This window comes from Bradyrhizobium sp. IAR9 (genome assembly GCF_013408065.1).
GTDB lineage: Bacteria > Pseudomonadota > Alphaproteobacteria > Rhizobiales > Xanthobacteraceae > Bradyrhizobium.
In genome coordinates this window covers 24,204-43,134 of the sequence record NZ_JACBZW010000006.1, presented here as the reverse complement: position 1 = coordinate 43,134, position 18,931 = coordinate 24,204, and the positions used below count along the sequence as shown (strand labels likewise).

20 protein-coding genes are annotated in these 18,931 nt (G+C 61.6%); 15 read left to right on the top strand and 5 right to left on the bottom strand.

All coding sequences use genetic code 11. From position 1 onward, the window contains the following. Positions 1 to 6 precede the first annotated feature (6 nt). The 4 genes from GGD67_RS17600 to GGD67_RS17585 all read left to right on the top strand — a co-directional run bounded on the left by GGD67_RS17600 (position 7) and on the right by GGD67_RS17585 (position 2,984). Entirely contained in the window at positions 7 to 888 is an 882-nt protein-coding gene (locus GGD67_RS17600; RefSeq protein WP_179734555.1) for a replication initiator protein A, read from the top strand. A gap of 289 nt (positions 889 to 1,177) precedes the next feature. Then, entirely contained in the window at positions 1,178 to 1,642 is a 465-nt protein-coding gene (locus tag GGD67_RS17595; protein WP_179734552.1) for a DUF2840 domain-containing protein, read from the top strand. After that, entirely contained in the window at positions 1,639 to 2,151 is a 513-nt protein-coding gene (locus GGD67_RS17590) for a S26 family signal peptidase (protein WP_179734550.1), read from the top strand. The genes GGD67_RS17595 and GGD67_RS17590 overlap by 4 nt, the downstream gene beginning before the upstream one ends. Positions 2,152 to 2,153: 2 nt before the next feature. After that, complete coding sequence (locus tag GGD67_RS17585) at positions 2,154 to 2,984, top strand: lytic transglycosylase domain-containing protein (protein ID WP_179735062.1); 831 nt, start codon at positions 2,154 to 2,156, stop codon at positions 2,982 to 2,984. A gap of 330 nt (positions 2,985 to 3,314) precedes the next feature. Here GGD67_RS17585 and GGD67_RS17580 read toward each other — a convergent pair whose 3' ends face one another. The 5 genes from GGD67_RS17580 to tnpA all read right to left on the bottom strand — a co-directional run bounded on the left by GGD67_RS17580 (position 3,315) and on the right by tnpA (position 6,490). Beyond that, a complete protein-coding gene (locus tag GGD67_RS17580; RefSeq protein ID WP_179734549.1) occupies positions 3,315 to 3,539 on the bottom strand; it encodes a hypothetical protein in 225 nt (74 codons plus the stop codon). 115 nt (positions 3,540 to 3,654) lie between these two features. Beyond that, positions 3,655 to 5,196, bottom strand: coding sequence for an IS66 family transposase (tnpC, locus tag GGD67_RS17575; protein WP_179734547.1), 1,542 nt, complete (start codon positions 5,194 to 5,196; stop codon positions 3,655 to 3,657). A 69-nt stretch (positions 5,197 to 5,265) separates the two neighbouring features. Further along, positions 5,266 to 5,619 carry an IS66 family insertion sequence element accessory protein TnpB gene (tnpB, locus tag GGD67_RS17570; protein ID WP_179734545.1) on the bottom strand — a complete coding sequence of 118 codons (354 nt, stop codon included), beginning with the start codon at positions 5,617 to 5,619 and terminating at the stop codon, positions 5,266 to 5,268. Continuing rightward, positions 5,616 to 6,128, bottom strand: coding sequence for a transposase (locus GGD67_RS39395; RefSeq protein WP_246790824.1), 513 nt, complete (start codon positions 6,126 to 6,128; stop codon positions 5,616 to 5,618). The genes tnpB and GGD67_RS39395 overlap by 4 nt, the downstream gene beginning before the upstream one ends. After that, positions 6,128 to 6,490 carry an IS66 family insertion sequence element accessory protein TnpA gene (gene tnpA, locus GGD67_RS39390; protein ID WP_246790823.1) on the bottom strand — a complete coding sequence of 121 codons (363 nt, stop codon included), beginning with the start codon at positions 6,488 to 6,490 and terminating at the stop codon, positions 6,128 to 6,130. The genes GGD67_RS39395 and tnpA overlap by 1 nt, the downstream gene beginning before the upstream one ends. A gap of 260 nt (positions 6,491 to 6,750) precedes the next feature. Between tnpA and GGD67_RS17560 the strand changes: the two genes are divergently transcribed. The 11 genes from GGD67_RS17560 to trbL all read left to right on the top strand — a co-directional run bounded on the left by GGD67_RS17560 (position 6,751) and on the right by trbL (position 18,915). Further along, positions 6,751 to 8,514 carry a DUF3363 domain-containing protein gene (locus GGD67_RS17560; RefSeq protein ID WP_179734543.1) on the top strand — a complete coding sequence of 588 codons (1,764 nt, stop codon included), beginning with the start codon at positions 6,751 to 6,753 and terminating at the stop codon, positions 8,512 to 8,514. A 36-nt stretch (positions 8,515 to 8,550) separates the two neighbouring features. Next, entirely contained in the window at positions 8,551 to 10,536 is a 1,986-nt protein-coding gene (locus tag GGD67_RS17555; protein ID WP_179734541.1) for a conjugal transfer protein TraG, read from the top strand. Positions 10,537 to 10,542: 6 nt separating this feature from the next. Further along, a complete protein-coding gene (locus GGD67_RS17550) occupies positions 10,543 to 10,971 on the top strand; it encodes a CopG family transcriptional regulator (protein WP_179734538.1) in 429 nt (142 codons plus the stop codon). A 124-nt stretch (positions 10,972 to 11,095) separates the two neighbouring features. Further along, the gene (locus GGD67_RS17545; protein WP_179734536.1) at positions 11,096 to 12,424 is read left to right on the top strand and encodes an MFS transporter; all 1,329 of its coding nucleotides are present in this window, start codon (positions 11,096 to 11,098) and stop codon (positions 12,422 to 12,424) included. Between the two features lie 229 nt (positions 12,425 to 12,653). Next, positions 12,654 to 13,568, top strand: a complete 915-nt coding sequence (gene trbB, locus GGD67_RS17540) for a P-type conjugative transfer ATPase TrbB (protein ID WP_179735060.1) — start codon at positions 12,654 to 12,656, stop codon at positions 13,566 to 13,568. Between the two features lies 1 nt (position 13,569). Next, complete coding sequence (locus GGD67_RS17535; RefSeq protein ID WP_179734534.1) at positions 13,570 to 13,893, top strand: TrbC/VirB2 family protein; 324 nt, start codon at positions 13,570 to 13,572, stop codon at positions 13,891 to 13,893. After that, the gene (locus GGD67_RS17530) at positions 13,893 to 14,156 is read left to right on the top strand and encodes a VirB3 family type IV secretion system protein (RefSeq protein ID WP_179734533.1); all 264 of its coding nucleotides are present in this window, start codon (positions 13,893 to 13,895) and stop codon (positions 14,154 to 14,156) included. The genes GGD67_RS17535 and GGD67_RS17530 overlap by 1 nt, the downstream gene beginning before the upstream one ends. Before the next feature lie 10 nt (positions 14,157 to 14,166). Further along, on the top strand, positions 14,167 to 16,608 hold the full coding sequence (gene trbE, locus GGD67_RS17525) for a conjugal transfer protein TrbE (RefSeq protein ID WP_179734531.1): 2,442 nt from the start codon (positions 14,167 to 14,169) through the stop codon (positions 16,606 to 16,608). Then, positions 16,605 to 17,333 carry a P-type conjugative transfer protein TrbJ gene (trbJ, locus tag GGD67_RS17520; protein ID WP_179734529.1) on the top strand — a complete coding sequence of 243 codons (729 nt, stop codon included), beginning with the start codon at positions 16,605 to 16,607 and terminating at the stop codon, positions 17,331 to 17,333. Before trbE ends, trbJ begins: the two co-directional genes overlap by 4 nt. Continuing rightward, positions 17,333 to 17,701, top strand: coding sequence for a putative entry exclusion protein TrbK-alt (trbK-alt, locus tag GGD67_RS17515; protein ID WP_179734527.1), 369 nt, complete (start codon positions 17,333 to 17,335; stop codon positions 17,699 to 17,701). The genes trbJ and trbK-alt overlap by 1 nt, the downstream gene beginning before the upstream one ends. After that, positions 17,698 to 18,915, top strand: a complete 1,218-nt coding sequence (gene trbL, locus GGD67_RS17510; RefSeq protein ID WP_179734525.1) for a P-type conjugative transfer protein TrbL — start codon at positions 17,698 to 17,700, stop codon at positions 18,913 to 18,915. The genes trbK-alt and trbL overlap by 4 nt, the downstream gene beginning before the upstream one ends. Positions 18,916 to 18,931: the final 16 nt, after the last annotated feature.

Here is an 18,931-nt window from a genome sequence, read left to right as displayed (position 1 = left end):
ATGACCATGCGGCGCAAATACCATTCCGAGCGCGAGCAGCTTGAACTCTTTCGGGCGCTACCCGGCGATCTTGCATCCCGCGACGCGCAGGATCTGATGGCATATCCGTTCTTCTCGCTCGCAAAGACCAAGCGGATCGTGCCGATCGATTTCCGAGCCGGTACGATCGCAATTCGTGTCGAAGCGGTGCCCGAACACGGCATGGCGACCATCTGGGATGCAGACGTTCTGATTTGGGCTGCGTCTCAGATCGTCGAAGCGCGTGACGCAGGCTTGAAGACCTCGCGCTTGATGGCTGCAACGCCTTACGAGATTTTGACGTTCGTGGGCCGCGGCACCAGCGCACGCGATTATGACCGCCTGAAGGCCGGTCTCGACAGACTCCAGTCGACTACCGTGATGACGTCGATCCGAGCGGCGACAGAACGGCGACGGCATCGTTTCTCCTGGATCAACGAATGGAAGGAGACGGCCGATGCAAACGGTCGGCCATTTGGGATCGAGCTGATCCTGCCGGATTGGTTCTACGCGGGCGTCATCGATGACGCGCTCGTGCTGACGATCGATCGCGCCTATTTCGAGCTCACGGGCGGGCTTGAGCGGTGGCTCTACCGGCTCGTGCGCAAGCATGGCGGCCGCCAGGGCGGCGGCTGGAGTTTCGACCTTGTGCACCTCCATGCCAAGTCCGGCATCATCTCGCCGCTCAAGCATTTTGCTTACGACGTACGTCAAATCGTCCAGCGCCAGACATTGCCCGGCTATCAGCTCGGGCTCACGCGAGACCGGAACGGCAGCGAGCGACTGAACTTCGCACCTACGCCTGTTGATCCCTTAACGGCACGCAAGCGCCGCCGCGGTCTCATTCCAAGTTCGGAGGACAATCTGTGAATCAGCTCGTGCTATCGGGGACCGCAACCCTCGTGCTATCGGGGACCCGATCCTCGTGCTATCGGGGACTGGAATCGAGCTTAAGAGCTTGGTTCTCCGCGTGTTTCAGCCGCTCTAACTTTACTAACCGGAAATCCTTCGGATTTCTTCTAACGGACCAGACCGCAACTTGCATGACGCGTGACCGGCAACGCCGGACCGCCGCTCATGCTGACGTTCACAGACCGCACACGCACTTCACCGCTCCCGAAGCGCGTGGCTCCTGGCTCGAGCTTCAGGGAGCGGCGGCATGAGCGATCTCACCGAAGTGGAAGTGCTGTGGCTCGAGAAGCGCATCGAGAACCGCGTTCGGTTCGGTCGCATTGTCGATGAACGGAAGCTTGATCGGCACAGGCGTATCCTGTCATTTGCGCCCGGTAGCATCTTTGCCTTCGTCCGTTGGACCTCCAACGACTTTGGGACGATCATTTCGCGCATCGACATCTTGCGCGCGGTCGCGCCGGGACAGCGCTGCTCGACTGTACCGTATGTGAAGCCCGGCGGAGAGATTGTGCTACGGCTGTCAGGTTGGCCAAAGGTCGAGCGCGTGCTGCAGATGATCGATGCCGTTGAGGCGCTCGGCATCGATCCCGCCGATGTCGCGCCTGATCATTGGCATCACGTTCATAACCGCCTGTCCGTCAACGAAAACCCGCGCCCGTACACGAAGGCGCGCCATCAGGCCTGGCTCCATCGCCAAAGGGTGATGCGATGACAGGCTCTCTGAAGATACTCATCGCGACGTTTGGAACTGCTGCTGCGATCGTCACGACAATCGTCCTGGAGCCGCTTCCGCTTTACATCTGGAATGCATCGGTGAGCGTGCCAATAGGTCTCTACAGCTTACGACCGGCGAAGCACTTCCATGTCACCGAGCTTGTCGCCGTTCAGCCGCCGGAGCCGCTTGCGACCTTTCTTGATTTGAACGGCTATCTTCCGGTCGGCGTTCCCATGCTCAAGCGGGTCTTGGCGCTTCCGGGGCAAACGGTCTGCAGAAGCGGGCTCACGATTTCAGTCGACGCCATCGACGTGGGTGAGGCGAAGGATCGCGACGGACGCGGCAGGCCGCTGCCGAAATGGCAAGGCTGCCGCGTCGTCGGCGACGGCGAGCTGTTTCTGATGAACTGGCAGTCGGACGACTCTCTTGATGGCCGGTATTTTGGACTTCTTCCGGCATCTAGCGTGATCGGCCGTGCGATGCCGGTGTGGATCTGGGAGGAGTGAGCGTGCGTATTGGACGGGTTCTCATCGCCATTCCCTTGTTCGATCGATTGCTGGATCATTCCTCCGTCTCGATCGATGTCTGCAAGGCTGGCGCGAGCGCGACAGCACGCTTGGCTCGGTTGGGCCCGCGCGTTTGTGCTGTCGTACCCCTGATGCTTCTTTTGACTGCGTTCGACAGTGCTGCTTCGGCCCAGGGCGGATCAGCCGCCCAGCCGGCGATCAGTCAGACCGCTCACTCATTTGCCGGCTTCATCAATGAGGCCTCACAACGCTTTGCGATTGCACCGAACTGGATCCGATCAGTCCAAAGCATCGAGAGTGCTGGTGACGTGCACGCCAGATCGCCAAAAGGCGCAATGGGCCTGATGCAAATCATGCCGGCGACTTGGGCGGAACTTCGCGAGCGCTACCATCTCGGAAACGACCCCTACGACCCGCACGACAACATTTTGGCCGGCACGGCTTACTTGCGCGAACTGCTCGATCGGTACGGCTCGCCAGGCGTGTTTGCCGCATACAATGCGGGACCTGCTCGCTACGAAGAGCATCTCGCAGGCGCCTCTCTGCAAGACGAGACGCGAGCATACGTCGCAAAGCTCGCAAATCTGCTTGCCATCGAACTGCCACCGAGGTGGACGTCAAGTGGACAGTCATCAGCAGTCGCGACGCTATTCGTCACGCGATCCAATCTCATGAAAACACGCTATCGGTTGCCGTCGTTCATGCCGTCGAGCGGTGTCACGACCGCAATTTCGGCGCCCGATGTTTCGCCTATGGTCCCCCGGCCAATTGGCGTGTTCGTCCCTCGATCGGATTCGGGAGTATCGCAATGACCAACTGTGCGGGCTCGCAAACTTTGGCGTGCTTCAACGAGCAAGTGGTGTGTGCTGATGGCGTATGGGCGATGCCTTCGGCCCGCGCTCTACTCGTCGCTTCGCTCCTCACCGAGCCACCCTTCGGGTGTCTCGGCCCTTCGGGTAACGATCGCTATCGCAAGCGCTCGGAAGCAGTGGGGGCTTCGCGAGTTGGCTGCCAAGTCGCGGGGGCTCTTTCGGGAACCAGCGACCGGGAGCCCACGACGTATGCGTCCGGGGGCTGCACATGACGTCATGGCTTGACGAGCCTAGCGGCCTCGGTCGGCAATGCGCCGACTCAGAGAACTCCTATTCCGTGCGGGGCTCTGCCATCGCAGCTTGCGCCTTCGCGATCACTGCTTCGGCGCGCTCTATCGCGGCGCGGAATTCCTCGCTCTTCCAAGTATCAACCGAATGGCCGTCGTCGAAAGACTCGTCTGTGGCGTCTTGCGCGCGTGAGACCAACTCACGAAGCGCCTCAATGGCCTCGGAGAGTAGCTTGGTATCCGCCCCGTTTCGGGAAGACTGCGTCACCTCAAGAACCCCATCACATCGCAATTTTGGAACGTCATGTAATATCGCTACAAAGGACGCCAATTGCAATTACTCGCGGTCTCATGTTTGTCGTTTAGCGAGAGTCTGGCTTTGCTCAGGCGTTGGCAGCGGCGGGTGCCGCGGAACTCCAGTTCCATGGCACAAGTTCGTCGAGGCGGTTGATGGGATGTCCGTCGACCATGCGCTGCAGCACGTCGCGCAGGTATGCGTAAGGCTCGACGTCGTTGAGCTTGCACGTTTCAATGAGCGAACAGAGGATCGCCCATCGTTTCCCACCGCCATCGCTCCCAGCGAAGAGATGGTTCTTGCGGCCGAGCGCCACGGGTCGGATCGCCCGCTCGACGGGGTTCGTGTCAAGTTCGATGCAGCCGTCATGGAGGAAGCGGGTCAATCCATCCCAGCGCGACAGCGCATACCGGATCGCTTCGGCGAGATTGCCGCGGCCCGGCAGTTGAGGGAGCTGCACCTCGAGCCAAAGGCGAAGGCTGTCAACGATCGGCTTGGCGAGTGCGCGCCGCGTCGCCAGCCGATGCGCCGGCGATTGGCCACGCACCTGCATTTCGACGGCATAGAGGCTAGCGATGCGACGCAGGGCCTCGTGCGCGACGGGCGTGTCCTCGGCCTGCGCAACGTCGTAGAACTTGCGCCTGGTGTGCGCCCAACATGCGGCGAGGGTGATGTTTCCGGCGGCGGTCAACCGCTCGAATCCCGCGTAACCGTCGACGTGCAGAACGCCCTTAAAGTGCGTCAGATGCGCTGCCGGGCGCTCCGCTTTCCGGTCGGGCGCGAACACATAAACCGCAGCCGGCGGCTCAGGCCCAGCCCAGCTCCGTTGATCGCGGGCGTACACCCACAGTCGTCCGGTTTTGGTACGCCCGCGGCCCGGATCGAGCACCGGTATTGGAGTGTCGTCGGCAAACAGGTGATCCGACGCGAACATGTGCTCGCACAGCCGATCGTGCAGGGCTGCAAACCACCAGCACGCGCCGCCGACCCATCCGGCCAATGTCGAGCGCTCCAGTTCGACGCCATGCCGGGCAAAAATCTGCGCCTGTCGATAGAGCGGTGTGTGGTCGCAGTATTTGCTGACCAGCACCTGCGCGAGCATGGCTGGCGTGGCCAAACCGCCGGCGATCGGTCGTTCGGGCGCCGGCGCTTGGGTGATCGTTCCGCAGCTACGGCAGGCATATTTCGGGCGGCAGACACGTACCACGCGCAACTGTGCTGGCACCCAGTCCAGCATCTCGCTGACGCTCTCACCGATCGCATGCAGCACGCCGCCACAGCACGCACACGTCTCACTATCGACGTTGAGCACGATCTCTTCGCGGGGCAGATGATCCGGCAGCGGCTTGCGCTTCGGCTGCAGTTTCTGCGTCGGCGCAGGCGTCTCCACCGAGGCTTGATCTGCCTCGACAGTCGACAGATCGATGTCCAGGTCTTCCAGTCCAAGGGCGAGTTGATCGGCGTCGAGACGCTCGGAACGACGCCCAAATTGTGCACGCTGAAGCTGTTTGATGATTGCCTGGAGACGCTGGATCTCGCTGTTCCGATGCGCGATGACCGAGGCAATGTCGCGCACCAGGCGATGCAGAAGCGCAGTATCCGACGGCAGATTGTCGAGGTCGAGCTGCATGACCGATTCTACTCGGACGCGCTGATTCGACGAAGCAACTTCGCTATATTCTATGCGGGTTTTTGCGATTCAACCCGTGATGGCCGGGCGCCATCGACGCTCTGGTGTGCGCCAATCGATGCCTTCGATCAGCATGGCAAGTTGTGCCGGGGACAGCGTCACCGTGCCGCCGGAATCGCTCATTCTCGGCCAGATGAAGCCGCCCTGGTCGAGCCTCTTGCTGAACAGGCAAAGCCCGTTGCCGTCCCAGAACAGGATCTTCAGCGTGCTTGCCTTCTTGCCTCTGAAGGCAAACAGGTGGCCGGAGAATGGATCCTTCTTGAGGTGTTCCTGAACGAGAGCGGCGAGGCCATCCAGGCCCTTCCGCATGTCGGTATGCCCCAAAGCCAGATGCACTTTCACGCCGGTCGGCACGATCATCATCGTGCTGTCTCCCGCTCAGTGATCTGGCGACGGACCGTATCCGGATCGCTGCCGATCGGTGCGAAGACTCGACGCCCATCGTCCAATTCGACAACCGCCATGCCGTCGGGCGGCTGCAACAGATCGTTCAGAACCAGCGTTGCGGATTGCGTTCCGGTGACCCTCACGGCCGCTAGCTTCGCCGGTAGGCGCTTGCTGAAGCCGTGTTGTACCCGCCATCGGAACAACATGCTGGTGACGATGCCATGGCGGCGACAAATCTCGGCAGCGGTCGCGCCGGGGAGCTCGGACTCGGCCACAATTGCGAGCTTTTCCTCCTCACTGAGGCGACGCCGGCTGGCGCGCGGTTCATTCGGCGGATCACCGATCGGATATGCTGTCAAGCGCTGCTTGGCCGCTGCGCCCTTAGCAGCGCTGCTTAAACCGCTGCTTATTTGTGGGAGGGCGCTCGGATGAACGTGCGTCCGCCAGTCGATTTCAACCTCATTGGCGTCGATCAGATCGCGCATCAGCGCAAGCTGTACCGCGAGATGCCGTGCGCCCAAGCATAGGCTTGCAGGCCCATGCCGCTCCAATTCATCGCCTCGACATGCATCGCCCAGTACGCCTGAACCGCCTTCGAGCGGATGCCGGTCGACAGCCGAATGCGTCGCTTGCGGTGACGTTGTCGTCGTTCCTCGCGCTGCAATTCCGCCTGTGCTTGCAAGGATTTTGCATCGGCGAGCACATTCAACCAACGCCGGAACGTGTTCTCGCTGAGACGATGTTGGCGGCAATACTTTCGGATCCCGAGACCGCTTCTGCGCCACGCCTCAACGTGAATCGACCACCACTCACGCCTGGCTCTGTTCTCGAAGTGTTTCGGACCCACCGGAGAATCTCCAATGCAGCAGAGAACCCGATATGGAACGACAATGCACTCCTCGGAAGTGTGCAAGGACCGGACGTTTACCCCACGACGGCAGGACGGCGAGATAAAAGGGGCTCGCCGGTCGAACCGCAAGCCATTGGCATGGCTTGGGTTCTACCGTGCCGGTCGGTCGGGGCGCGTGCCGCGCATTGCATTTTGACGAATGCAATCAAGGGCGTTTTCGGCACTGACGGCACCTTTGTGCTCTTCGAGGCCCGGCCATGACCGTAGGCGACAGCGACCTGCGTATTCGACCCGGGCGCATTCGCAGCACCCGCGCGCCTAAACAGAAGAGCTTCATCAACCAGGTGCTGCGCGCGGCGAAAAAAGCAGGACACCCCTCGAGTCAGACCGCGACCGGCAGGCGCTCTGCGGCCTATGGGCGCTCGACGTTTGGCCGCGGGCGCCTGTCCTTTAGCCGTGCCAGATTGTTCAGCCCGACGCGGCGCGTCGTGGTGAAGGCGCGCGTGGTTCGTCACAAAGGGCGAGCCTTCCGCTCAGCACCACTGACTGCCCACCTGTCATATCTGAAGCGTGACGGCGTGACCCGAAATGGTGAACGGGCCGAGATGTTCGATGAGGGCTGCGACCGCGCCGATAGCGCGGCTTTCGCAGAACGGTGCAAGGACGACCGGCATCATTTTAGGTTCATCGTCTCGCCGGAGGACGCTGGCGACATGACCGACTTGAAGGCCTTTACCCGCGACCTCGCCCAGCAGATGGAAGCCGACCTCGGCACGCAGCTCGATTGGGTGGCTGTCGATCATTGGAATACCGACAACCCTCACGTCCATCTTCTCGTTCGGGGAGTAGACGAGGAAGGGTCGGATCTCGTGATCTCGCGCGACTACATCAGCCAAGGCCTTCGCTCCCGCGCCGAGGAACTGGTAGCCATTGAACTCGGTCCCAAACCGGAGCATGAGATCCGCAATTCGCTTGAGAGCGAAATCACGGCGGAGCGATGGACGCGGCTCGATCGGGAGATCCGGTTGGCGGCAGATGAGACCGGCTATATCGATCTGCGTCCCGAGAATCCCGCCAAGTCCGATCCGGAGATCAGGCGCCTCATGGTTGGTCGCCTTCAGCACCTGGAGAAGATGGGCCTCGCCGCATCCGCCGCGCCAGGAGAATGGATGGTCGGACTTGAGGCCGAGCGTAGCTTGCGCGACCTTGGCATGCGGGGCGACATCATCAAGACCATGCACCGCGCCCTTAGCGAACGTGGGGAAGTGCGCGGCGTTGCTGACTTCGTCATCGAAGGCGGTCAGCCGACTTCAAAGATCACCGGGCGATTGGTTGACCGGGGATTGCATGACGAACTGACTGGCGAGGCTTACGCCGTAATCGACGGAACAGACGGACGCGCGCACCACGTGCGTTTCCGAGGGCTCGAGGCCTTCGAACATGCTCCGCCCGTTGGCGGAATCGTCGAGGTCCGACGGTTCGGTCAAGCCGGCGATCCGCGGCCGACCATGGTGCTGGCGATCCGTTCCGATTTCGATCTTGCCGAGCAGGTCACCGCGAAGGGCGCGACCTGGCTCGACCACAGGCTGGTCGAACGCGACCCCATGCCGCTCGCCATTGGCGGATTCGGCCGTGAGACCCGCGACGCCATGGAAGCCCGCACCGCGCATTTGATCCAGGAAGGCCTGGCGCGGCGGCAGGGCCAACGGATCGTCTTGCAGCGCGACCTCCTGAACACGCTGCGCCGGCGCGAGCTGGACGAAGTGGCCACAAAGGTCTCGGCCGACATCGGCCTACCTCTCGCGAATGCCGCGTCCGGGGAGCATGTGGCGGGCACCTATCGCCAGCGTCTGACGCTCGCCTCGGGACGCTTCGCCATGATCGACAATGGGCTCGGCTTCCAACTCGTGCCCTGGTCGCGCGAACTCGAAAAGAAGCTCGGCCAGCACGTCACCGGCGTCGTGAAGGACGGCGGTGGCATCGAATGGGGCTTTGGCCGGAAGCGTGACCTTGGCCTCTAGCAATCTCTCCAATTCAGTTGCGGAAGGGCGTTCGCGATGTCCGGAACCAAGATACTCTGGAGTCAGGTGATCGTTGTCGGCTTGATCGTTCTGCTGGCAATTTGGGGAGCAACAGAGTGGACGGCTTGGCGGCTCGCCTGGCAGCCGGAGCTTGGGCGGCCCTGGTTTGATCTGTTCGGCTTCAACATCTATTACCCGCCAGTGTTCTTTTGGTGGTGGTTCGTCTTTGATGCCTATGCGCCACAGGTATTTGTCGAGGGGGCCTTCATTGCGGCGTCGGGGACGTTCATTTCGATAGCAGTCGCGATCGGCATGTCGGTGTGGCGCGCGCGCGAAGCCAAGAATGTCGAAACCTATGGTTCGGCGCGTTGGGCTGGTCTGGAGGAAGTTCGAGCGGCCGGACTTCTCGGTCCCGATGGTGTGGTGCTCGGCAAGCTTGAGCGCGACTACCTCCGCCATGACGGGCCGGAGCACGTCTTGTGTTTCGCGCCGACCCGCTCGGGCAAGGGCGTCGGCCTTGTGGTCCCCTCACTGCTCGCTTGGCCCGGCTCGGCCATCGTCCACGACATTAAGGGTGAGAACTGGCAGTTGACCGCCGGCTTCCGTTCGCGGCATGGCCGCGTTCTGTTGTTCGACCCGACCAACGCAAAGTCCTCAGCTTACAATCCGCTGCTCGAGGTCCGGCGCGGGGAATGGGAGGTTCGCGACGTACAGAACGTTGCCGACGTCCTGGTCGATCCCGAAGGCTCCCTCGACAAGCGGAGCCATTGGGAGAAGACCAGTCATTCGCTTCTGGTCGGCGCCATCCTCCACGTCCTCTATGCCGAGGCAGACAAGACGCTGGCCGGCGTCGCCGCCTTCCTGTCCGATCCGAAGCGGCCGATCGAAGCCACGTTGAAGGCGATGATGACCACACGGCACCTTGGCGAGCAGGGCACCCATCCCGTGGTCGCCTCGACCGCGCGCGAGCTCCTTAACAAATCCGAGAATGAACGTTCTGGCGTCCTGTCCACCGCGATGTCGTTCCTCGGGCTGTACCGTGACCCCGTCGTGGCCCAGGTGACCTGCCGCTGCGACTGGCGGATCGCCGACCTGATCGCAGATAGCCGCCCTACGACGCTTTACCTCGTGGTGCCGCCCTCTGACATCTCGCGAACCAAACCATTGATCCGCCTGGTCCTGAATCAGATTGGCCGGCGCCTGACCGAGGACTTGCACGCCCGTGACCGCCGGCATCGGGTCCTGATGATGCTTGACGAGTTCCCAGCGCTTGGGCGGCTTGATTTCTTCGAGTCTGCGCTCGCCTTCATGGCAGGCTACGGCATCAAGAGTTTCTTGATCGCGCAGTCGCTCAATCAGATCGAGAAGGCTTACGGGCCCAACAATGCCATTCTCGACAATTGTCACGTCCGCGTCAGCTTCGCGACCAATGACGAGCGGACCGCCAAGCGGGTCTCCGATGCCCTGGGCACGGCGACGGAGATGCGCGCGATGAAGAACTATGCGGGTCACAGGTTGAACCCCTGGCTGGGCCACCTGATGGTCTCCCGCCAGGAGACGGCAAGGCCGCTGCTGACCCCGGGCGAAGTCATGCAGCTTCCGCCAATGGACGAGATCGTCATGGTGGCGGGCACGCTGCCGATCCGGGCGAAGAAGGTCCGCTACTACGAGGATCGGCGGTTCACCGAGCGGGTTCTGCCGCCGCCTGATCCGGCAATCGCCGGCCGACCATCGCGAACGGACGGATGGTCAGCGCTCGGAACGCTGAAGCCGGCGCAACCTCCAACCGACAGGGGGCAAGGAGAGGAAGACTCGGCGAACAGCGGCCTGCGCCGCGAGCCCGAACTCCCTGATCACGTGGCGATCGTCAAAGAAACAACCGAGCCGACGCCCGCAGAGGAATTTGCCGCCGTGCTTGACGACGACGAAGATGCGGTCCGCCAGTCTCGACTTATGCGTCAGCAGATGCGCGGTGTCGCCTGGCAAGTCGCCATGGACCCGAATGACGGTATGGAGCTCTAAGGCCATATGCGCGACCGGATGAACGTCTATTTCCCGCCCGAGCTTCTGAAACAGATCTCGGAGCTCGCCGATCGGAAGAAGCTCTCCCGGTCTGCGATCGTGGAAGCGGCAGTCGCTTCGTTTCTGTCGCCGGACGGAGCGGACATGCGGGAGGCGGCGTTTACCCGTCGCCTCGACCGACTGTCGCGTCAGATGCAGAGGCTTGAGCGTGACGTTGGTTTAACGGCCGAGACCTTGGCTCTCTTCATCCGATTCTGGCTGATGATAACGCCGCCGCTGCCCAACGACGCGCAGGCTGCCGCGCAGGTAAAGGGCAGGGAGCGCTTTGAAGGATTTGTCGAGGCGCTCGGGCGGCGCTTGCAAAAGGGGCAAAGCTTTCTCCGCGAGATTCCAGAAGACATCCGCCATCAGGAACCGAACGGCGAAAGTGTCTGAGCATCCTAATGCGCTACTGCGCCAACCCTGCTTTTTCTACGCCAGCCTACGCCCGGAGCAAAAAAGCCGAACTGACAAAAAGCTGGACGCGCTATCGGCTCGGACGAGCTGAAAAGGGGCCAGCATGCAAACCTCAAAAGCATGGCGTCGAATCGTGTGTGTTTTTCTCCCTTTTGCTGCTGGATACTATCTTTCGTACCTGTTTCGAACGATCAATGCTCTGATCGCCAGTCGGCTCAGCTCGGATATCGGTCTTGGGACTGCCGACCTCGGGTTGCTTACGTCAGTCTATTTTCTTGTTTTTGCAGCGGCTCAGATCCCCGTCGGTATCTTGTTGGACCGCTTTGGTCCGCGGCGCGTCCAGAGTGTTATGCTCTTGCTCGCAGCAGCGGGCGCCGGACTGTTCGCGGTGTCGACCGACTTCCTTTCACTCTTGATCGCGCGCGCGATGATCGGGCTTGGCGTGGCGGCGGCACTGACGGCTGGATTGAAGTCCATCATCCTTTGGTTCCCCAGGGAACGAGTTGCCTTGCTGAACGGCTACATGATCATGCTGGGATCGCTAGGAGCGGTGACCGCTACGACTCCCGTCGAACACCTGCTCGCCTGGATGGGCTGGCGGCAACTCTTTGAGGTCCTGGCGGCCGCTACCGGTGTGACGGCCATTCTCATCTATGTCGTCGTGCCTGAACGACCCATTGTCCCGTCAACCGCGCACGCAACCCTTGGCTCCGTTTTCGGCGATCGGCGCTTCTGGCGAATCGCACCGTTGTCGGCGACTTGCATTGGATCAGCCTGGTCTCTGCAAGGTTTGTGGGCATCGCCATGGCTGACAGACGTCGAGGGGCTTGATCGCGCAGGTTTGGTCCGACAGCTTCTTACGATGTCGATCGTCTTGAGCTGCGGTGCCTGGTTCTTCGGTACGACGGTCCATTACATCAAACGGAGGGGAATCGGGACGGAGACGATTCTAGTGATGGTATCAGTTCTGTTTGTCGCAGCTGAGTTGGCCTTGATCTTGCGAGCGCCTCTGCCGTCCATTGTGCTCTGGTCCGTTGTCGCCATTGTCGGAACGGCAACTGTGGCCAGCTTCGCGGTGATAGCGGATTACTTTCCGCCTGAGCTAGCTGGTCGCGCCAATGGCGCCTTAAACGTCCTGCACTTCGGTTGGGCATTTTTGGCTCAATTCGGGACTGGCCTGATCCTGGAGCAATGGTCTGCGAATGGTGGCCATAGGCCCGTCCAAGCCTATCAAGTCGCGTTCGGTCTCAACGTAGCACTTCAGATCGCGGCGCTGCTCTGGTTCGCGCTGCCTTGGGCCGGATACCTAGCTTCGCGGATGAGGCCGATTCCGTTCTTGGTGCCGGCTGATGTTTTCGATCTTGTCGTTTCGGTAAGCTCGTATGAGGATTCGCTCATCCTCCTTCCCGCGGATGACGATGCGGAGTGGTGAGTGGTAGCTCGCCGAGTACAATACGGTTGAGTAGGCCTCAAACATCAGTTCTCAGTCTTTCTTTTTCTACGCTAGTCTACGATCACTGAAGCCGCTTGTTGCGCCAAGTCCATCGGTGCCCTTTCTAATCATCCCCATATGAGGACGCTCGTTGGACGTCCTCATTCGGTGGGGGCGAACGGTGGCAATCCATTCCATTCAATCGGAAGCGAGTTCGCGCGGCGCGCGAATGCTGCGCAGCGCGCTTGGCTCTGCGATTGCCGGCTACCTCGAAGACGAAGCGATCATCGAGGTGATGCTCAATCCGGATGGGCGGTTGTGGATCGATCGGTTGTCGAATGGCCTGATCGACACAGGCGAAACTCTGTCGGCGGCGGACGGCGAGCGCATTGTTCGTCTGGTAGCCCACCACGTAGGTGCGGAGGTGCATGCCGGCTCGCCGCGGGTCTCGGCCGAATTGCCCGGGACCGGCGAGCGATTCGAAGGTCTCTTGCCTCCGGTCGTTGCGGCACCGGCCTTTGCGATCCGCAAGCCCGCTGTCGCTGTGTTCACGCTCGATGACTACGTCGGCAGGGGGATCATGACCTCGGAGCAGGCCAAGTTCCTGCAGAACGCGGTCGCCGCACGGAAGAACATTCTGGTCGCCGGTGGGACATCGACCGGCAAGACAACATTGACGAATGCGCTCCTGGCCGAGGTGGCAAAGAGTTCCGATCGGGTCGTGCTGATCGAAGATACGCGTGAGCTTCAGTGCAAGGCGCCCAATCTAGTGGCTTTGCGGACCAAAGATGGTGTGGCCACGCTATCGGATCTCGTTCGTTCCTCGCTGCGACTGCGTCCTGACCGCATTCCGGTCGGCGAAGTTCGTGGTGCCGAAGCACTCGATCTGCTCAAGGCATGGGGCACAGGCCATCCCGGCGGCATCGGCACGATTCATGCGGGCACCGCGCTCGGTGCGCTGCGGCGGCTCGAGCAACTCATCCAGGAAGCCGTCATCACGGTTCCCCGCGCCCTGATCGCCGAGACCATCGACCTCGTCGCTGTCCTCGCGGGTCGCGGCGCTGACCGTCGTCTCGCTGAGCTCGCCATCGTCACCGGGCTCGGGGCCGCCGGTGATTACAACCTTTCATCAGCAGGAGACTGACATGCGTCAGCAATTTCGCTTTCTTCGAGGTGCATCGTTGGCCGCCTTCGGCGCGGTGCTTTTGTCGTCGGCACCGGCGTGGGCGGCTGGCTCGAACATGCCGTGGGAGCAGCCACTCAATCAGATATTGCAGTCGGTTGAAGGTCCGGTCGCCAAGATCATCGCCGTCATCATCATCGTCGTGACCGGGCTCACGCTCGCGTTCGGGGACTCGTCAGGTGGTTTCCGCCGGCTGATCCAGATCGTATTCGGTCTGTCGATCGCGTTTGCTGCCTCAAGCTTCTTCCTGTCGTTCTTCTCCTTCGGCGGCGGCGTGGTGATCTGATGGATGAACCGGTCACGGGTTTCGTGGTGCCCGTTCACCGCGCGCTCACTGAGCCGATTCTGATGGGCGGCGCGCCGCGGTCGGTCGCGATCGTCAACGGCACGCTTGCGGCAGCCCTTGGGCTCGGGATGCGGCTCTGGATCGCGGGTCTCGTCCTCTGGTTCATCGGCCACATGGCCGCCGTCTGGGCCGCCAAGCGCGATCCTGCCTTCGTCGATGTGGTGCGCCGACATTTGCGCATTCCCGGTCATCTCAACCTCTGAGTTTTCGGTCATGATGAACCTTGCCGAATATCGCCATTCCGACGCCCGTCTTGCCGACTTTCTGCCCTGGGCAGCCCTCGTCGACGAAGGGATTGTCCTGAACAAGGATGGCTCGTTCCAGCGGACAGCAAAGTTCCGGGGACCTGACCTCGACAGCGCGGTGCCGGCTGAACTCGTCGGCGTCGCCGGCCGTCTGAACAACGCACTTCGTCGCCTGGGATCCGGCTGGGCCGTCTTCGTTGAGGCGCAGCGTCATTCTGCGGGCGCTTACCCGCCCAACAGCTTTCCGGATGTCGCGTCTGCGCTGGTCGACGCCGAACGCCGTGCGCAATTCGAGGAGGCTGGTGCCCACTATGAGTCCAGCTATTTCCTGACCGTCCTCTACCTGCCCCCGGAAGAGGGCGCTGCCCGGGCAGAGCGGTTGCTCTATGAGGGCCGGGATCGAACCGTCGGAGCAGACGCGCGCGAGGCGCTCCGCGGGTTTGTCGATCAAACCAACCGTGTGCTGCAGCTATTTGAAGGGTTCATGCCCGAATGCGCCTGGCTCGATGATCAGGACACGCTGACCTACCTGCACTCGACGATCTCGACCAAGCGTCATCGGGTTCGCGTGCCCGAAATTCCTATGTACATCGATGCGCTGTTGGCGGACCAGCCGCTGACCGGCGGGCTTGAGCCGATGCTGGGGGCAGCCAACCTGCGGGTTCTGACGATTGTCGGCTTTCCGGGCGCGACGACCCCGGGAATTCTTGATGAACTGAATCGCCTGCCATTCTCGTATCGCTGGTCGACCCGAGCAATCATGCTCGACAAGACCGATGCCACCAAGCTGCTGACCAAGATTCGTCGGCAGTGGTTTGCCAAGCGAAAATCCATCGGCGCCATCCTCAAAGAGGTCATGACGAACGAGGCGTCGACGCTGCTCGATACCGACGCCCATAACAAGGCGCTTGATGCCGACGCCGCGTTGCAGGAACTGGGCTCGGATCAGATCGGGCAAGCCTATGTCACGGCGACCATCACTGTCTGGGACCGCGATCCCAACGCTGCCGATGAAAAGCTGAGGCTGGTCGAGAAGGTCATCCAGGGCCGCGATTTCACCTGCATGATCGAGACGGTGAACGCCGTCGAAGCCTGGCTCGGCAGCCTGCCGGGACATGTCTATGCGAATGTGCGGCAACCGCCGGTCTCGACCCTCAACCTCGCCCATATGATTCCAATGTCGGCGGTGTGGGCGGGCGAGTTGAGGGATCTGCACTTCAACGGTCCGCCGCTCCTGTTTGGCAAAACCGAGGGATCGACCCCATTTCGGTTCTCTCTCCACGTCGGCGACGTCGGCCACACCCTTGTGGTGGGACCAACAGGTGCTGGCAAGTCGGTGCTGCTCGCGCTGATGGCGCTACAGTTCAGGCGTTATCCGAACTCTCAGGTCTTTGCGTTTGACTTCGGTGGTTCGATCCGGGCGGCCGCCCTTGCCATGGGCGGTGACTGGCATGATCTCGGTGGCGCATTGTCCGACGGAGGTGAACAACCCGTCGCCCTGCAGCCGCTGGCCTGGATCGATGATCCTTCCGAACGCGGATGGGCCACGGAATGGATCTGCGCAATCCTTGCTCGGGAAAAGGTCGAGATCACCCCGGAGGTCAAGGATCATCTGTGGTCGGCGCTGACATCTCTCGCTTCGGCGCCGAGGGAGGAACGGACCCTCACGGGCCTGTCCGTCCTGCTTCAAGTGAACTCCCTGAAGCGCGCCCTGCAACCATACTGCCTGGGCGGACCTTCCGGGCGTTTGCTCGATGCTGAATTCGAGCGCCTTGGCGAGGCCTCGGTCCAGGCGTTTGAGACCGAAGGTCTGATCGGAACGAGCGCTGCGCCGGCCGTGCTGGCGTACCTCTTCCATCGTATTGGTGATCGTCTCGATGGCCGGCCGACGCTCCTCATTGTCGATGAGGGGTGGTTGGCCCTCGACGACGAGGATTTTGCTGGCCAACTCAGGGAATGGCTGAAGACGCTACGGAAAAAGAACGCGTCCGTCATCTTCGCCACCCAATCGCTCTCGGACATCGATGGCTCCGCGATCGCGCCGGCGATCATCGAGAGCTGTCCATCACGATTGTTGCTGCCGAACGAACGGGCAATCGAACCGCAGATCACTGCCATCTACCGCCGCTTCGGCCTCAATGACCGCCAAATCGAGCTTCTAAGCCGGGCAACGCCAAAGCGCGACTACTATTGCCAGTCCCGCCGCGGCAATCGGATGTTCGAACTCGGCTTGGGCGAGGTTGCGCTCGCATTCACGGCCGCCTCTTCAAAGACAGACCAAGCCGCGATCGCGCAACTCCTCGCCGAACATGGACCTGATGGCTTTGTGCCGGCCTGGTTACAGCATCGTGGCGTCGCCTGGGCGACAGATCTGATCCCCAATCTCGTCAATCTGGAGAAATCGCTATGAGACCTCTTGGCCTATTGGCGACCACGGCCGCCTTCGCGCTGCTGCTTGGCGTTACGCTGCCCGCACGAGCGCTGATCGTCTTTGATCCCACCAACTACGTCCAGAATGTCCTGACGGCCGCGCGGGAGCTGCAGCAGATCAATAATCAGATCACCTCGTTGCAGAACGAGGCACAGATGCTGATCAATCAGGCAAGGAATCTGGCAAACCTGCCGTATTCGTCGCTGCAGCAACTGCAATCATCGATCCAGCGCACCCAGCAATTACTGGCCCAGGCCCAGCGCATTGCCTACGACGTGCAGCAGATCGATCATGCCTTCTCGACAAACTACGCGCCAGCGACCAGCAGCCAGTCGAACCAGTTGCTGATTTCCAACGCTCAATCGCGATGGCAGAATTCCTATGCCGCAACGCAAGACGCGCTTCGCGTCCAGGCCGGCATCGTTGGTAATCTCGACACCAATCGTATCCAGACGTCCGCACTCGTAACTTCGAGCCAGAGTGCCAGTGGCGCCTTACAGGCTACTCAGGCCGGCAACCAGATCCTCGCGCTTCAAGCGCAACAACTTGCCGATCTCACAGCGGCCGCGGCGGCGCAGGGCAGGGCGCAGAGCCTCGAAGCGGCTCAGCGCGCCTCGGCTCAGGATGAGGGGCGAGAGCAGCTCAGGCGTTTCCTGACACCAGGACAGGGCTATCAATCCTCCAATGTGCAGATGTTCCACTGATGACCGACGTAAGAGCATTCAAGGGGCTGTCGCTGCTTACGACAATCGTCCTAGTGGCCGTCGCGGCCTGCACGATTCAGCTGCGTGGCCGAGACGAATCTGGGGCGGCGCCGAAGGCGGAGCAGAGGACCGATGCCGCCAACGCCGACCTTGTACACTGCCGGGGCATCACTCCGGAGGAGACGGTAGGCTATCGCCACTGCCAGCAGATTTGGGCTGAAAACCGCCGTCGCTTCCTTGGCAAGAAGGACAGCGCCACAGCTTCCGGACGCGATGACGCAACCAGCTCGATACCTGTCCCAAAGGATCAAAGCCGGATTCCGCAGGCATATCCAAACCTGACGTCACCTGAGGCGAACAAGCCATGAAGGGTACGGGGATCATCGACCAGTTCCTGGAAACGTTCACGCGCTATATCGACAACGGCTTCGGGCTGCTCGGTAGCGACGTTGGGTATCTCGCAGCGACGCTTGCCGCAATCGACATCACGCTTGCGGCGTTGTTCTGGAGTTGGGGGCCGGACGAAGACATCATCGCGCGCCTCGTCAAGAAGACGCTCTTCGTGGGGGTCTTCGCCTACCTCATCGGCAACTGGAATAGCCTGGCGCGCATCGTCTTCGAGAGCTTTGCCGGTCTCGGGCTGAAGGCATCGGGTGCAAGCCTGTCCGCTGCAGATTTCCTGAGACCTGGAAAGATCGCTCAAGTCGGACTCGACGCCGGCCGGCCGCTGCTCGATTCGATCTCCAACCTGATGGGCTACATCAGCTTCTTCGAAAACTTCGTGCAGATCGTCGTTCTCCTGTTCGCATGGGTCGTGGTGCTACTCGCCTTCTTCATTCTGGCGATCCAGCTCTTTGTCACCCTGATCGAGTTCAAGCTCACGACGCTGGCCGGCTTCGTGCTCATTCCGTTTGGCTTGTTTGGCAAGACCGCCTTCGCGGCAGAGCGGGTCCTGGGCAACGTCATATCGTCCGGAATCAAGGTCTTGGTGTTGGCCGTCATTGTCGGGATTGGATCGACCCTGTTCTCGCAGTTCACCGCTGGCTTTGGCGGCAATCAGCCAACCATCGAAGACGCGATGACACTGGTGCTTGCGGTGCTCTCCTTGCTTGGCCTCGGTATCTTCGGTCCGGGTATCGCAAACGGCCTGGTATCGGGCGGACCCCAGCTCGGCGCGGGTGCCGCGATTGGAACAGGCCTTGCTGCCGGCGGCATTGTTGCGGCAGGCGCAGGTGTCGCCGCCGGCGGCGCTGGTCTCGCTGGCGGCGCGATTGCAGGCGCCGCGCGCGGTGGCGGCGCTGTCATAAGCGGAGCATCAGTCGCCTATCGAAGCGGCGGCCTTGCTGGCGTCGCGGAGGCTGGCGCTTCGGCTGCGATGAGTCCTTTGCGTCGAGCAGCGGCTGCCTTCGGGGGTGGGAAAGCGGGCGAGCAACCCTCGGCCGAAGGGCAGCCTGATTGGGCGCGCCGCATGAAGCGTGCTCAGACCATTCGGCATAGTGCCTCGGCTGCTGGCCACGCCGTCCGCTCGGGCGATCATGGTGGCAGCGGCTCCTCCGTCGATTTGTCCGAAGGAGAGCGCTGAGACGCACCACTGCACC